Annotated in this window: 12 protein-coding genes; all 12 read left to right on the top strand. The window is 38.4% G+C overall.

The annotated features are described in order from the left end of the window. Window positions 1-101: 101 nt before the first annotated feature. The 12 genes from rplU (at window position 102) to ortB (ending at window position 13,912) form a co-directional block, all read left to right on the top strand. Window positions 102-407 (top strand): 50S ribosomal protein L21, encoded by a 306-nt coding sequence (gene rplU, locus ABVZ64_RS08670; RefSeq protein WP_313529582.1) that lies wholly within the window; start codon window positions 102-104, stop codon window positions 405-407. 2 nt (window positions 408-409) lie between these two features. Further along, window positions 410-742: a ribosomal-processing cysteine protease Prp gene (locus ABVZ64_RS08665; RefSeq protein ID WP_352400615.1), complete on the top strand. Its 333-nt coding sequence runs from the start codon at window positions 410-412 to the stop codon at window positions 740-742. Window positions 743-744: 2 nt separating this feature from the next. After that, window positions 745-1,035 carry a 50S ribosomal protein L27 gene (gene rpmA, locus ABVZ64_RS08660; protein ID WP_307884108.1) on the top strand — a complete coding sequence of 97 codons (291 nt, stop codon included), beginning with the start codon at window positions 745-747 and terminating at the stop codon, window positions 1,033-1,035. Window positions 1,036-1,150: 115 nt separating this feature from the next. Further along, window positions 1,151-2,428 carry a GTPase ObgE gene (obgE, locus tag ABVZ64_RS08655; protein ID WP_352400614.1) on the top strand — a complete coding sequence of 426 codons (1,278 nt, stop codon included), beginning with the start codon at window positions 1,151-1,153 and terminating at the stop codon, window positions 2,426-2,428. Between the two features lie 164 nt (window positions 2,429-2,592). Continuing rightward, complete coding sequence (locus ABVZ64_RS08650; RefSeq protein WP_352400613.1) at window positions 2,593-4,290, top strand: sensor domain-containing diguanylate cyclase; 1,698 nt, start codon at window positions 2,593-2,595, stop codon at window positions 4,288-4,290. Window positions 4,291-4,469: 179 nt separating this feature from the next. Then, window positions 4,470-5,729, top strand: coding sequence for an EF-P 5-aminopentanol modification-associated protein YfmF (gene yfmF / locus ABVZ64_RS08645; RefSeq protein ID WP_352400612.1), 1,260 nt, complete (start codon window positions 4,470-4,472; stop codon window positions 5,727-5,729). Then, entirely contained in the window at window positions 5,716-6,963 is a 1,248-nt protein-coding gene (gene yfmH, locus ABVZ64_RS08640; RefSeq protein WP_352400611.1) for an EF-P 5-aminopentanol modification-associated protein YfmH, read from the top strand. Before yfmF ends, yfmH begins: the two co-directional genes overlap by 14 nt. 204 nt (window positions 6,964-7,167) lie before the next feature. Beyond that, window positions 7,168-9,174: a transporter substrate-binding domain-containing protein gene (locus tag ABVZ64_RS08635; protein WP_352400610.1), complete on the top strand. Its 2,007-nt coding sequence runs from the start codon at window positions 7,168-7,170 to the stop codon at window positions 9,172-9,174. Between the two features lies 1 nt (window position 9,175). Further along, window positions 9,176-10,531 carry a sigma-54-dependent transcriptional regulator gene (locus tag ABVZ64_RS08630; RefSeq protein WP_352400609.1) on the top strand — a complete coding sequence of 452 codons (1,356 nt, stop codon included), beginning with the start codon at window positions 9,176-9,178 and terminating at the stop codon, window positions 10,529-10,531. 185 nt (window positions 10,532-10,716) lie between these two features. Further along, the gene (locus ABVZ64_RS08625) at window positions 10,717-12,174 is read left to right on the top strand and encodes a Na+/H+ antiporter NhaC family protein (protein WP_352400608.1); all 1,458 of its coding nucleotides are present in this window, start codon (window positions 10,717-10,719) and stop codon (window positions 12,172-12,174) included. 14 nt (window positions 12,175-12,188) lie between these two features. Beyond that, complete coding sequence (ortA, locus tag ABVZ64_RS08620) at window positions 12,189-12,494, top strand: 2-amino-4-oxopentanoate thiolase subunit OrtA (RefSeq protein ID WP_352400607.1); 306 nt, start codon at window positions 12,189-12,191, stop codon at window positions 12,492-12,494. Continuing rightward, a complete protein-coding gene (gene ortB / locus ABVZ64_RS08615; RefSeq protein WP_352400606.1) occupies window positions 12,494-13,912 on the top strand; it encodes a 2-amino-4-oxopentanoate thiolase subunit OrtB in 1,419 nt (472 codons plus the stop codon). The genes ortA and ortB overlap by 1 nt, the downstream gene beginning before the upstream one ends. Window positions 13,913-14,237 lie beyond the last annotated feature (325 nt).

The following is a 14,237-nucleotide window of genomic DNA, read 5'->3' as shown; positions in this document are numbered from 1 at the left end:
TACTATAAGGGAGTATGTTTAGCCGCACGAAGAGGTTGTGGAAAATCAAAGAAAGGCTTTGGTTACCGTATTCGGCGAGTAAATTGCGAGGAGGTGTTCGGATGTACGCAATTATTGAAACAGGTGGAAAGCAGTACAAGGTAGCAGAAGGCGATATCATCACAGTTGAAAAGTTAGGCGTTGAAGCTGGTCAGGATTTTACTTTTGACAAGGTTCTCGTTTTAGCAAAAGACGGCGATGTTAAAGTTGGGGCTCCCTATGTAGAAGGTGCTGCTGTTACAGCTTCTGTACTTGGTGATGGTAAGGCTAAAAAGGTTATTGTTTATAAATACAAACCTAAAAAAGGCTTCCACAAGAAAAGAGGTCATAGACAGCCTTTCACTAAATTACAGATCAAATCTATCTAATTATGATAAAGGCTATTATTTATCGTAAAGACGGAATAATCTGTGGAGTTGAGTTAACCGGTCATGCGGGTTATGCAAAGAGTGGCGAGGATATCGTGTGCTCAGCAGTATCTGCATTGACACTTAATACCATAAATGCCATAGAGCAGTTTACGGAGATTCCGTTTCGAGCTGAAGCGGATGAGAAAAAAGGCGGTTTTCTTAAAGTCCTTTTCCCTTTAGAGGGTATGGCAGACCATGATACCCAATTGTTATTAATGACATTGGAAATGGGTTTGTCCGCAATAGAGACAGAATACAATCAGTATCTTACTTTGAATTATAAGGAGGTGTAGTGATGTTCAGATTAAACCTTCAGTTCTTCGCGCATCATAAGGGCGGCGGTTCCACAAAGAATGGTCGTGACTCTAATGCAAAGAGACTTGGCGCAAAACGTGCAGATGGTCAGTTTGTATTGGCTGGCAATATCTTATACACACAGAGGGGAACAAAGATTCACCCTGGCGTAAATGTAGGCAAAGGTGGCAATGACACTTTGTTTGCTTTGGTTGACGGTCGTGTGAAATATGAAAGGAAAGGTAGAGACAAAAAACAGGTTTCTGTTTACCCTATCGAAATTGCTGAATAAGAATTGCGAAGGCTTCAAATGATACCATTTGAAGCCTTTTTCGTGAAAAGCAAAAGTTTTTTGCTTTTGACGAAAAAGGTAGAACCTAAGATGTAAGATAAAAGAGGTGAAAGTAATGTTTGTAGATAGAGTTAAAATTCACGTAAAAGGTGGCAATGGTGGAAATGGTATGGTTTCTTTCTATAGAGCCAAGTACATTACCCATGGCGGTCCTGATGGTGGTGACGGTGGAAAAGGTGGAAGCGTAATTTTTGTCGGTGATGAAGGTATGAATACTCTTATGGATTTTCGATATAAGAGGCTTTTCAAAGCGCAAAACGGTGAAGATGGCGGTAAGAGAAACTGCTTTGGTAAAGATGGAGAAGATGTGGTAATTAGGGTGCCGGTGGGCACTGTCATCCGCGAGTCAGAAAGCGGAAAAGTTATGGCGGACATCAGCAAAGCAGGTGAGGAAAAAGTTCTCATTTTTGGAGGAAAGGGTGGAAAAGGCAACCAGCATTTCGCAACCCCCACCAGACAAGCCCCAAGATATGCTGAAAGAGGACGCATAGCAAAAGAATATGATGTTATTTTGGAACTAAAACTGATTGCAGATGTTGGCTTAATTGGGTTCCCCAATGTAGGCAAATCTACACTGCTTTCCATGGTAACCAATGCAAATCCCAAAATTGCCAATTATCACTTTACAACCCTTTCTCCTAATTTAGGGGTAGTGCAGGGAAGATTTGGCGATAGCTTTGTGTTGGCAGATATCCCAGGTTTGGTTGAAGGTGCCAGTGAAGGTGTCGGTTTGGGTCATGAATTCTTACGTCATGTTGAAAGAACAAAGGTATTTATTCATGTTGTAGATGCAGCAGGTGTTGAGGGCGATGACCCCGTTGAATGCGTCCGTAAAATCAACAAAGAGCTAGAAGAATATAATGCAGAGTTGTTAAAACGCCCTCAGGTGATTGCAGCAAATAAAACAGATATTCCGGAAGCAGCTGAGAATGTTGCCAGGCTAAAACAAGCTTATGAAAAGGAAGGGTACCAGGTATTCCCCATTTCTGCAGCTACAAATAAAGGCTTGGATGAGTTGCTAGCTGCAGTTGCAATGATTTTAAAAGACTATCCTGAAAATATTATTTTTGAGGAAGAATATGAAGAATTTGATGAAGTTGCTGTGGATAGAGAACCGTTCACTGTTGAAGAGGAAGAAGACGGTTACTTTGTAGTAAGTGGCGTTGGTGTAGAAAAGATGATTGGTTATACCAATATTGAAACGGAAAAGGGTTTTGCATTCTTCCAGAAGTATTTAAAGGAAAAGGGTATTATAGAAGCCTTGGAAGAAAAAGGAATCGAACAGGGTGATACTGTCCGTATCTATGATTTAGAATTCGAGTTTTGGAAGTAAAAGATTAAAAGAAATCAAAAAAAACACCCCATGTGGAGTAAACTCTACTGGGGTGTTTTTTGTCGATAAAATACGGAATATTTTTTACAGAAAAGCCATAATTTTTATGAATTTCTTGGATTAAACATATATAATTGAAGTATAAGAATAAGGAGAATGTACCTATGAAAAGAAAAAAATTGTTTCTTATACTTTATGTGGTTGTCATAGCTGTACTAGGTCTGGTTTGTATTGATGCGGTTGATTTTTTTCATTTTGGGGTAACAAAAGTACAACAGGAAAAGTTAATTGAAATAAATGAAAATTGGGCAATCAAAGGGCGTAAAGATGTGCAACAGTTGGGGAAATTACCCCAAGTTTTTTTTCACGATACGAAACAGGTGACTCTTTTTCGCCAACTCCCAGATGGTCTTAACAGTGATTCTATTTTAGTGTTTACCAATCGCTTTCAGGATGTCACAGTCAAAATTGGGGGACAGGAGCGTTATTCCTATTGCGGCGTATTACCCAATAGTACTAGGCAGATGAACAACAATACCTTTTGTATTGTTGGCTTTACCAAAGAAGATAGTGGCAAAATTATAGAAGTTATGTTTCACTCACCTCTAAAGAATACAAGCTTATATCTACCTAATTTTTATATAGGAACAGAAACAGGAATTCTTTTAGAGCTTTTACGATATGATGCATCTTCGTTGGTTTTTTCCGGCATCATGTTCTTTTTTGCTTTTTTATTTTTTGCAATGTACATCAGAGAGCATATTGGTAAGGGAGATAACTGTAATATAATGGCCCAATCTTCAGTTTTAATGGCTTTAAGCGGTATTTGGTCCATTGCTAATTCGCCTATCATTCATTTATTAGTTCAAAATGACATTATCTTAGGTTTTCTTGCTTTTAATGCATTTATGCTATTACCATTGGTAATTCCAATCTTTTATGGGAATGTGTTGGAAGCACATAAGGGCTCCCTAAATAAACTGGCAGTTATTGCGGCAGTAAACTTTATCCTCCAGAATATAGTGTGCTTTCTAGGGTTATTTCAGTATATCCAAATGATGCCCATTACTTATATAATCTCCATTCTTTCCCTTATGGCCTTAATTGGTTTAACATTTCAGGAGCATAAGAAAAGAGATACTTATTATGCAACGGGGTTTTTGATTGCAACGGTGATATTTATGGGATTTTTTATTCTTGATGTGTTTCGGTTTTTCTATGATGTTCCCCTGGATAATGCTAAGTATTTTAGATATGGCATTTTGACTTTTATTATAGTTATATTATGGATTTGTGCAAAGAGAATGTTATGTTATGTTGAGGTTGAAGTGGAAAATCGCATCTATAAGGAATTGGCATTAAGGGATGTTCTAACCCATTTGCCAAACAGGGCAGCCCTTGAGGAACGGATAGAAAGATTAGAGGAAAATAAAGCCGTATGTAAGTTTTTGACGGTAATATTAATGGATGTAAATGGTTTAAAGCCTGTGAATGACAAAAGTGGGCATGGTGCAGGAGATAGGCTATTGTGTGAAGCGGCAAGAAGTATTAAAACTGCTTTTCCAGAGGAGGACGATGCATGGTATCGTCTGGGCGGGGACGAATTTGTGGTTTTAATGACAGAAACGGAGATTGACAACGAGGAGTGTCAGCAACGTTTGCTAAAAGCCACGGAAAGATGGAAAAATTTTGAGCATGGACCAGTTTCTATTTCCTGTGGAAGCAGAACAGTGAAAGACGTAATCGTAACAAGGGAGGGAGTGCATCGTTTGATGCATGAGGCTGACCAAATGATGTATAAAAATAAATTTCAATACTATCAAAAAAAAGTAAATAAAAAAAATTCACAAGATACCGTTTAAGAATGTCTATGGATGTTCTTAAACGGTATTTTGTTCAAATAGAGGGAATTTTATTAGTGGGTAATATAAAAAATGAAGAATAAGCTAAAAAATATAGGCTGAAAAAATTGTAGCGTAAGTCCGCTTATTTTTACTTCTTTGGGACAAAATAAACCAAATTGAAAAAATGAGGTGAAGAAATGTATTCCTTGGAAAGAAATATACCAAGATGTAGAATCTATTGGCTTGATGGAAAAAAGTTTAAAACAAATTTATTTGTTCTTCTTTTTGATTTACCATTAAGACGTGAAACTGCTACAAAGACTGCTCTTTTGGCAGAGGTGCTTAGGGAAGGATGCAAGCCTTATCCAGATGCACGAACCTTGGCCGTTGCTGCGGAGGAAATGTACGGTGCGTTGTGGGATATTTCGATTGTGAAAAAAGGGGATAGGCAATTATTGCTTTTTTCCTTGGAAGCGGCAAAGGCGGTAGATGTTGAGGATGCTATGGGATTTTTAAAGGCAATCTCATCGGAGCCCTTAATAGAGAATGAGGCGTTCCCACAAGAAGTTGTAACGCGGCGTAAGGAAATATTAGCAAGAAGGCTGGCCGCATTGAAAGATGATAAAAGGGAATATGCAAGAAGGCGCTGTCTGGAGGAAGTAGGAAAAGACACCCCACTAGAGATTTCTGCTGATGGCTATGCTGAAGACTTAGATCAAATAGATGGTAAGGAATTATATAACCATTATCGCCAAATTATTGAAAGTGGAACGGTAAAAGTATTCTTTTGTGGTGACGAAAGGGAAAAAAGAAAGTTAACTCTATTTCGGAAAATATTCGACGGTGGAGAGCCTTTATCAAATATGAGGGATGCTGAAATCTTGCCAAAACATGAGCCGGTTTTTGTGAAAGAGCAAGCTAATATGGAGCAGGCAAGGTTGGTATTGGCTTTTGATACCAAGGCGGAATGGGGTAAGCGAAGTTATGCAACGATGCTGGTTTTGAATCAGCTTTTCGGTGGTGATCCTGATTCCTTACTGTTTCAGAATTTGAGAGAACGGGATGGCCTTTGTTATGATATAAAATCTTATACCTACCCCCTTACAGGGCTATTGTTTGTTCAAACTGGAATTAAGGTTCAGGATGCAAAAAAATCTGCGGTGGGTATTTTAAAAGCTTTGGAGGAATTGGGAGAGAATGCGGTGGAGCCCAAAAAATTGCAACAGGCAAAAACAGCCCTATTAAGGCAGTGTAACACCATTGCTGATCAACCCTGGAGTATGGTGGATTTTTCTGTGGAGCAGGTTTTGATGGAAGGTGAACGAGGTCTAGACCCATTTATGCATCGCATTGAAAATGTAACGGCGGAGGAAGTATGCCGCATGGCAAATAGATCTAAGCTTAGAACCATATACTTGTTAAGCGGTCAGGAGGTGGCGAAAAATGAAGCTAAATGAGTCAGATAAAAATGGTGTGATATGGAGAAGAATGCCTTCGGGAATGGATTGTTACTTTATGCCCATGCTAAACTATGGAGAAAAAATGGCAGCGATTGTGGTAAAAGCAGGATCAAATTTTTTGGCGTGGGAAAGTGCATCTGGAAAGAAGCCAACACGAATCCCAGAAGGAACAGCACATTTTATTGAACATAGATTGTTTCGACAAAAGTGGGGGGACGCTTTTGCCGCTTTTAGTAAGCAAGGGGCATCGGCTAATGCCTTTACAGATTCAGAGAAAACCGTTTACTATTTTAGCTGCCAAGAAAACTTTTTTGAAAATTTACGACTGCTTTTAAGTTTTGTACAAAATCCTTGTTTTCTAGAGGATGAAACAGAACAAGAGAAAAATATCATTAATAGTGAAATCACTATGTACGATGATGATCCAGATTGGTTAGTATATTATCAGCTTCTGCAAGCTATGTACAAAAATCATCCCATCAGGATTCCCATTGCCGGAGATGCAAAGTCTATTCAAAAAATTGATCATAACGTGTTGCAACAAGCGTATGACTGTATGTACACGCCTGATCGCTTTAGCTTAGTATGTGCTGGAGATATACCGGTAAGAAAACTAATTGAAGCGGCAGGAATGGTTAAGAAAAGAAAAGCTGGAGTTCAGCCACTTTTTGACAGGGAACCTGATAGCGTAAGTGAAAACTATGTAGAGCGGAAGTTGGGTATTACTCGACCCATCTTCCAAATTGGTTTTAAAATGGCACCTGTGGAGGAGTATCCACTGCGACAAAGGCTGATAATGAGTATTGTTATGGATATTTTGGCAGGAGAGAGCAGTGCATTTTATCAAGAGGCCTATTCCAAAAAATATTTGGATGAACCACTAGGAAATGCTTACTTTAGTGGACAGGGTTATGCTTTTTGTGCATTTTCGGGTATTGGAGAAAGAGGAATGGAGGTAAGCGAACTGCTGAAGCATTACGTTGAAGTTTTGCAAAAAGAAGGTATCAAAGAGGAGGATTTCCGGCGTATCCGGAAAAAACAAATTGGACGATTCATTCGACGAAGCCAGTCTGTTTCGGGTATGGTTCTTGGTCAAATCGAGTGGGCCATGGAAGATACCTCTGCGGGAGAGGCATTTCGTTTGATTAAGTCTATGAAAAAAAGAGAAGTTGAAGGCCTTCTTCGTAAAGGTTTGAATGCAGAAAAAATGGTCCTTTCAGTGATCAGGTAGCTTAAAAAACACAGAAATGATAAATTTCTGTGTTTTTTTATTTCATTATTGTAAAAATTGCTTGATTAATAATGTGCGTTGAGATTTCAATAAGTAAAAAATATCAAATAAAGTAATGAAAAAATTCATTTATTGACATAAAGTTACATGATAATTACAATGAAGCATATAGGAGTTCTTTGTAAAACTTTAGGGGGAATAGAGTTGGATAAATCAAAAAGTTTAGAGGAAGCAAAGGTATTCCTTGAAAAAAAGAAGAAGATTTTAATGAATTTGGGCGTTATTAGTATGATTGTGGTAGCCATTTTCTTTATATGCTTGGATACCAAGAAAAAGGCATTTGAAAGGGATAAGCAGATAATTTTAGAAAAACATTTAAGAAAACAGGATTTTTTGATTTATGGGGCAAATATTTGTGCACCACCATTAAGATTTCTTGATGAAGACGGTGTATATAAGGGTGTGGTTGTAGATTATATTTCCTTACTCTCCCTAGAAATGGGAGTAGAGATAAAGACGGAACCATATGAATGGGAAGAGGCGTTATGGAGGCTAAAAGAGGGAGAAACGGATTTTTGCGATATGTTTGTCAATGAGGAACGGGCAAAAGACTATGTATTTACGGATCCAATTTATAATTTAAGAACAGTTTTAGCTGTGAAGGAGGAGTCAAAATTTTCCTTTAATGATATCAATGAAATGAAAATTGCCACGGAAAAAGGGGATTATGCAAATTACTATATCGAAAAAAACTTTCCGCAGGCAGATTTGTTTTTTGTCGATAATGTTGGAGCGGGGATGGATTTGCTCTTACTGGGGCAGGTAGATGCGGTGATAGGGGATGAGCCCATCGTTTCTTACTATATTGGGAAAAAGAGTGCACAAATTAGGATGATCAACACTGCTCTTTATGAGGAGCCTGTTGTATTAGGCTTGCCTAGAAAAAATGCAGATTTATTGCCAATTGTAAATCAAGCCATCAAAGAGGTAAATAAAAAGGGCCAGCTAGAAAAGATCCAACAAAAGTGGTTTGGTATTTCAACCCCCTTAAAGGATGCAAACGGAGCAAAGAAATATATCCGATTAGGGATTATTAGTGGTGGTGCATTGTTAATACTGGTGGGTACCATTGCTGCAAATAACCATTCCTTGAAAAGACAAGTTCGTATTCGCACCAGAGAACTTGAGGCAAGCAAAAATGAATTGCAGTTAATTTTTGATAGTATCCCCGAATACATTCTCATGGTTGACCAATTCGGCAAGGTTGTAAATGCCAACAGAGGCATTTTGGAATACACCGGTTTAGACCCAAGTCTTTGTTTTGGGCATTGTTGTGATACCATCTTAAATAAGTTTTCATTAGGATATAGAAATATCATTTCTGATGAGAAGGGTTTGCAAGATGAAAAAATGCTTGTTAAAACAGGCAAACGAATTTATGAGGTAAAAATATATCGGCTTTCAGAGTTTGAACGGGGTACTTTGATTACGCTGAGAGATATAACTTTAGATGAAGTGAATAAAAAACAATTACTCCAGTCGTCAAAGATGCTAGCCGTTGGGCAGTTGGCTGCCGGCATGGCACATCAGATTAGAAATCCCCTCTCTATTATTCGTATGCATACATATATGCTTAGAGAAAATCAGAATATGGATGAAACGGGAAAAAAATCGTTAAAATATATTGATGAAAATGTGCAAAAGGCAGGAGGTATCATTGATAATGTTATGAATTTCTGGCGTGTGTCAGGGAATCAAATTGAAACAATCAACTTATCAAAAAATTTTGGTGATATCATTTCTCTGCATGAAAACTTGCTAAGCAAAAAAGAGATTGAGGTAGAGATAGTTTGTGATAGTGAGCTTTGGTTCCGCTGCAACGAGGAGGCTCTAAAGCATATTTTAGTTAACTTAGTTTCAAATGCCATAGATGCCATGGAACGGTTGGATAAGATAATACTATTAGGTGAGAAAATAGAAGATGGCGTGCTAATCCAATGTATAGATACTGGTTGCGGCATTGCTGAAGAGAATATGGAAAATCTATTTAATCCATTTTTTACAACAAAAGAGTTGGGAAAGGGTACTGGATTGGGGCTATTTGTAGTGTATTCTGAGGTGGAGAAACTGTCGGGAAGCATTAAGGTTGATAGCAAACTAGGTGAGGGTACTTGTTTTACTATCAAACTTCCACTGGGAGAGGAGTATTAAGATGTCTGATTTATTTAAAATTTTGGTGGTGGATGATGAGGCAGATGCAAGAGAGAGTATGCAAATGCTACTGAATAGCGTTGGTTATCAAGTAAAAACAGCACAAAGTGTTGCACAAGCTTTAAATTTTTTGGAAGTGGAATACTACCCCCTGGTTATTACGGATATTATGATGCCTGGAATGAGTGGCATTGAATTTCTAAATAAAATTAAAGACTCTTACAAAGAAAACATCGAAGTTATTATGGTAACGGGATATGGAAGCATTGAGACTGCGGTGCAAACAATAAAAATGGGAGCTTTTAGCTATTTAATGAAAGGCTCCAAGCCGGAGGATCTTTTATTAGATATTAAAAAGGCAAAAAGCTTGATTGAACTAAAAGCGGAACAATTCCAAAACACAAAACAAAGAAATAAGAAATTCCATCTAACCAGTAAAAATCCTAAAATGCAAGAAGTTTGGGAGATGATAAATCGTGTTGCAGATTCTAATGTGAATGTATTAATTACGGGAGAGACCGGTGTTGGCAAAGAGATTGTTGCCAGAGAAATTCATTTGAGAAGCAAGCGTTCTAATAAGCTGTTCATTCCTTTAAATTGTCAAAATTATCCTGACAAATTGATTGAATCTGAGCTGTTTGGCCATGAGAAAGGTGCGTTTACTGGGGCGGTAACAAAAAGAGTGGGAAAGATTGAAGCAGGCAATGGTGGTACAATTTTTCTTGATGAAATTGGTGAGATGAGTTTAGCAACTCAGGTAACGTTATTGAGGGTTTTGGAGGCAAAGCAGATTGAAAGGATTGGTTCAAACCGATTGATAGATGTAGATTTCCGCCTTGTGAGTGCAACCAATAGAAACCTACACCAAAGGGTTAAAGAAGGACTTTTTCGGGAGGACTTTTTGTATCGTATTAACACCATAGAGGTTAAAGTGCCTCCTCTAAGGGAAAGAAGAGAGGACATTCCAAGTTTTATAGACTTTTTCATAGGAAAGTATATGCATGATACAGGAAAGCATATAAAATGTATGGATAAGGAAACTGAAAAGTTTTTGTTGGAATATCCCTATTATGGAAATATTCGTGAAATGAAGAATATGATAGAGCGCATGGTCCTTCTTTCTAGGGATGGTATCCTTAGAGTATCAGAGACTTTGGATGTGAGAGGACCTAAGGAAGTGAATGCGAGAACTTCGTTTTTATCATATAAAGAAGCAAAACAAAATTTTGAAAGAAAGTACATTTGCTCCATATTAGAATGTTGTGATAACAATATATCTAAAGCTGCGGAAAAAATGAAGATGAGTAGACGGCAGTTATTCAATAAAATTCAAGAGTATGAGATTGAAACAAAATAAGAAGTATGCATAATTTTGCTAGGAAAAAAATTTCCATATGGTTATTTTTTTCCTAGCTTTTTTCATAGTTGAGAAAAGGAAACCTTGTAAAATCAAGGTTTCCTTTTTTTAAATGGTTGGCACGAGTTTTGCTTTATTAATATAGGGTAATCTTATTTCAACAAATTATTTAAGGAGGAGAGAATATGGATTCAAACGAAAAGAAATTAGAGTTTTATGGAGGGACCTGGGTATCATTTTTACCATTTATTGTGTTTTTGTCCCTCATTGTACTGACAACCTTTATTTGGGGGTCTATTTCCGACGGTGCTCTATGGATTCCTGCTTTTGCAGCTATCCTTGTGCCCTTTTTTCTGGCGAAGGATAAGACACAGTATGCCAATGTAGTTATCGAGGGTATGGCAAGCAAGGAAGCAATTATCCCTGTTGTTTGCTGGATCTTTGCCGGGGTATTCTCCAGAGTTTTGCGTATGTCAGGTTTGGCTGATGGCGTAGCTGGTGTGGCAGCAAGCTTGGGTGTAGGCAGTATTACCTTTGCAGTAATTACCTTTATTGCTTCTGCAATACTTGCAACTGCCTCAGGAACTGGATTTGGTACAATTGCAGCAGGTATGGGCGTTTTGTATCCAGCAGGTGTTGCTTTAGGCGGAAACCCCGCTTTATTGGCTGGTGCAATCATTTCTGGTGCAGCTTTTGGTGACAACTTAGCACCTGTTTCTGACACTACAATTTGCTCAGCCACATCTCAGGGGGTAGACGTACCGGGGGTTGTTCGCTCTCGTCTAAAATATGCCCTAACAGCAGGTGTTTTAACAATTGCATGTATTATTATTTATGGCATGATTACCGGCTCAACGGAAGGCTCTGCCATTGAATATGCATATAATGCCAAAACGTTATCTATGTTTATCCCAGTTGTTGCAACTATTTTTATTGCTATTAAAACAGGGGATATTATCATAGCAACAACCGTTGGTACTGTGGTTGGCATCGTAGTTGGTTGTGGATTCGGATTATTTGACTTTATTCAAATTGATGTGGCAAACCCAGAAGTTCCAGCAATTATTTCTGTTTATGGTGAGGGATTAGACCGTACAGTGGGCGGCGTTATTTACACCGGCATTAACAGTATGTTGCAGGTTTGTATTTTGGCATTATTGCTCTTTGGTTCCATTAATATTATGCGCCGTGGTCGGGGTGATGTGATGTTGTTGGATTCACTAGGTAAAATTGCAAAAACACCCTTTAGTGCCGAATTAACCATTTCCTTAATGGTAATTGTTCTTTCTGGATTGATGGGTTTAAATGCCCCTGCTATTTTGGCAGTTGGTGCATCCTTTGCAAAGCCATTATCTCGAAAGCATGGAATCAGCCCATACCGCACTGCAAACTTAATGGATGCCCAATCTAACACATTGGTATATTGCTTACCTTGGACACCAGCAATGATCTATACACTGGGATTTGCCGCTGATGGAGCTGCACCTTTGACAGCATTGCAAGTAATGCCTTGTGTATTCTATTGCTATGTAATGCTTGTAGTTATGGTTGGCACAATGATTTTTGGTATTGGCCGTAAAGACTATATGGATAAATTGCCTGAGGATATGAAGGCAGAGTATGAGGCAGCACAGAGCTTATAAAGGGGAGTGTAGAAATGATAAAAGCAAAAAAAGGCGATTGGGTACAAATTGAGAATATTATTTTACCAGCAGGGCACAGAGCTCCACAAGTTCCTGAGGATACGCAGCAGTGTGACTTAAAAATGTGGGTAAAAGGTGAAGCACTGGGGGATGCAGAAGAGAATGAAGAACTTGAAGTAAAAACTACGACGGGAAGAATTGTAAAAGGTAGATTGGTAGAGGTGAATTCAAGATATATTCACGACTATGGCGAATTCCAACCAGAACTTTTGAGAATAGAACATCAGTTAAAAGAAATTTTGTTTGGAGGTGAAAACTGATGGCAAAGGATATGTCTTATGAGGCTTTAAATGCTAGAAAAAATGAAATTATGAAAGCAGCAATGCAGATTAGTTATGAAGACTTTGAGTTTGAGGGCATAGGTTTTGATTATGAGAAAATGATGGATGAAGTTGGATATTCCATTGAAGAAATGCGCAAGATGCAGTTGGATAACGCAGTAGGAAATACCCCTTTATTGGAAATGCGTAATCTAACGGCTTTGGCAAGAAAATACGCACCAGCAGGCAAGGGTGCCAAGATTCTTGTAAAAGATGAGGCATGTAATGCTTCAGGCAGCTTTAAAGCAAGAAGAGCGGCAATTGCAGTTCAACAGGCAAAAAAATTAGGTTATAAAGGTGTAATTGCAGCAACAAGCGGAAATTACGGAGCTGCTGTTGCAGCCCAAGCGGCCATGAATGGCTTAAAGTGCATTGTTGTACAGGAGTGCTATGATAATGATAAAATGGGCCAGCCTGAAATTTTGGAAAAACAGCGTATTTGTGAGGCATATGGAGCAGAAGTGGTTCAGCTTACTGTTGGGCCTGAACTGTTTACAACATTCCTTGGTCTTTTGGAAGAAACAGGATACTTTAATGCTTCTTTATATACTCCATTTGGCATAGCGGGAGTGGAAACACTGGGTTATGAATTGGCAGAGCAATGTAGGCAACGTTATGGTAAAGATCCAGATGTGGTTGTTTGTACCAATGCAGGTGGTGGCAATTTAACTGGTACAGCCAGGGGGTTAATTAAAGCAGGGGCAACCAAAACACAGGTGGTTGGTGCCAGCATTGACTTAAAGGGCTTACATATGGCTTCAAACGGAGATTTTAACAAGAAGTCTTGTACCACAGGTCACACTGGTTTCGCAATTCCTTTTGTAACATGGCCTGACCGTTCTGATTGCCCTAGAAATGCAGCCAGAACACTACGTTATATGGATCGCTATGTCATTGTAAAGCAAGGGGAAGTATTTTATATGACACAGGCATTGGCCATTTTGGAAGGCTACGAAAGAGGCCCTGCAGGAAATACATCTCTGACGGCAGCATTTGTGCTAGCACAGGAGATGAATGAGGATGAAATTATTATTGTGCAGGAAACAGAATATACAGGTGCGGGTAAACATACTATGCCTCAGCTAACTTTTGCAAAACAAAATGGTGTGGAAGTTCTTTTTGGTGATCCCGATACGGAAGTGCCAGGTAAAACTTTGGTATTCCCCGAAGATCCTGGTATGATTAAGGCTAGAGAATACGACTTATCTAAGGCAAAGAAATCATATATTCATAATTGTGTGAAAAACTACGACATGGCTATGGCCTCAGAAGAAGATATAAACTACATTATGGATGAAATTCAGGAAAGTAGAGAGTTTGTACTTGCTGAATTAAATGAAGCTGGAATTACAATATAAAACAATTTAATTGGACTGGGTGAAAAAAGGCTATAAAGTGTCTAAGTTTATGGCATATGATGCTTTTTTAGACAATCCAGTTATAAATCATCAAATTAGTTATGATTTAAAAGAATAGCTCTTTGTATTTCATGCGATACAAAAAGAGTGTTTTCTTATTCTTTTAACTTTGACAGAACCCCTTCCCAAGAAACCCCTTCAAAATTTTGAGGGGTTTTTCTTTGCTGTTTTCATAAGGGATTTGGTCACTTTTTGATTGCGGAAAAAAGTTGATAGCCTATAAAATTTCTTTTATGAAGCAATACTGAAGAAGATGTTCAAAAGT

It is taken from the genome of Anaerotignum sp. (assembly GCF_040307045.1).
In the GTDB taxonomy this organism is placed as follows: Bacteria; Bacillota; Clostridia; order Lachnospirales; family Anaerotignaceae; genus Chakrabartyella.
Note: the sequence above shows the minus strand (reverse complement) of the source record. Positions and strands in the feature narration are given on the sequence as shown.

Coding starts and splice junctions, on each gene's coding strand:
- rplU (WP_313529582.1), top strand. CDS start 102: ATGTACGCAATTATTGAAACAGGTGGAAAGCAGTACAAGGTAGCAGAA.
- ABVZ64_RS08665 (WP_352400615.1), top strand. CDS start 410: ATGATAAAGGCTATTATTTATCGTAAAGACGGAATAATCTGTGGAGTT.
- rpmA (WP_307884108.1), top strand. CDS start 745: ATGTTCAGATTAAACCTTCAGTTCTTCGCGCATCATAAGGGCGGCGGT.
- obgE (WP_352400614.1), top strand. CDS start 1,151: ATGTTTGTAGATAGAGTTAAAATTCACGTAAAAGGTGGCAATGGTGGA.
- ABVZ64_RS08650 (WP_352400613.1), top strand. CDS start 2,593: ATGAAAAGAAAAAAATTGTTTCTTATACTTTATGTGGTTGTCATAGCT.
- yfmF (WP_352400612.1), top strand. CDS start 4,470: ATGTATTCCTTGGAAAGAAATATACCAAGATGTAGAATCTATTGGCTT.
- yfmH (WP_352400611.1), top strand. CDS start 5,716: ATGAAGCTAAATGAGTCAGATAAAAATGGTGTGATATGGAGAAGAATG.
- ABVZ64_RS08630 (WP_352400609.1), top strand. CDS start 9,176: ATGTCTGATTTATTTAAAATTTTGGTGGTGGATGATGAGGCAGATGCA.
- ABVZ64_RS08625 (WP_352400608.1), top strand. CDS start 10,717: ATGGATTCAAACGAAAAGAAATTAGAGTTTTATGGAGGGACCTGGGTA.
- ortA (WP_352400607.1), top strand. CDS start 12,189: ATGATAAAAGCAAAAAAAGGCGATTGGGTACAAATTGAGAATATTATT.
- ortB (WP_352400606.1), top strand. CDS start 12,494: ATGGCAAAGGATATGTCTTATGAGGCTTTAAATGCTAGAAAAAATGAA.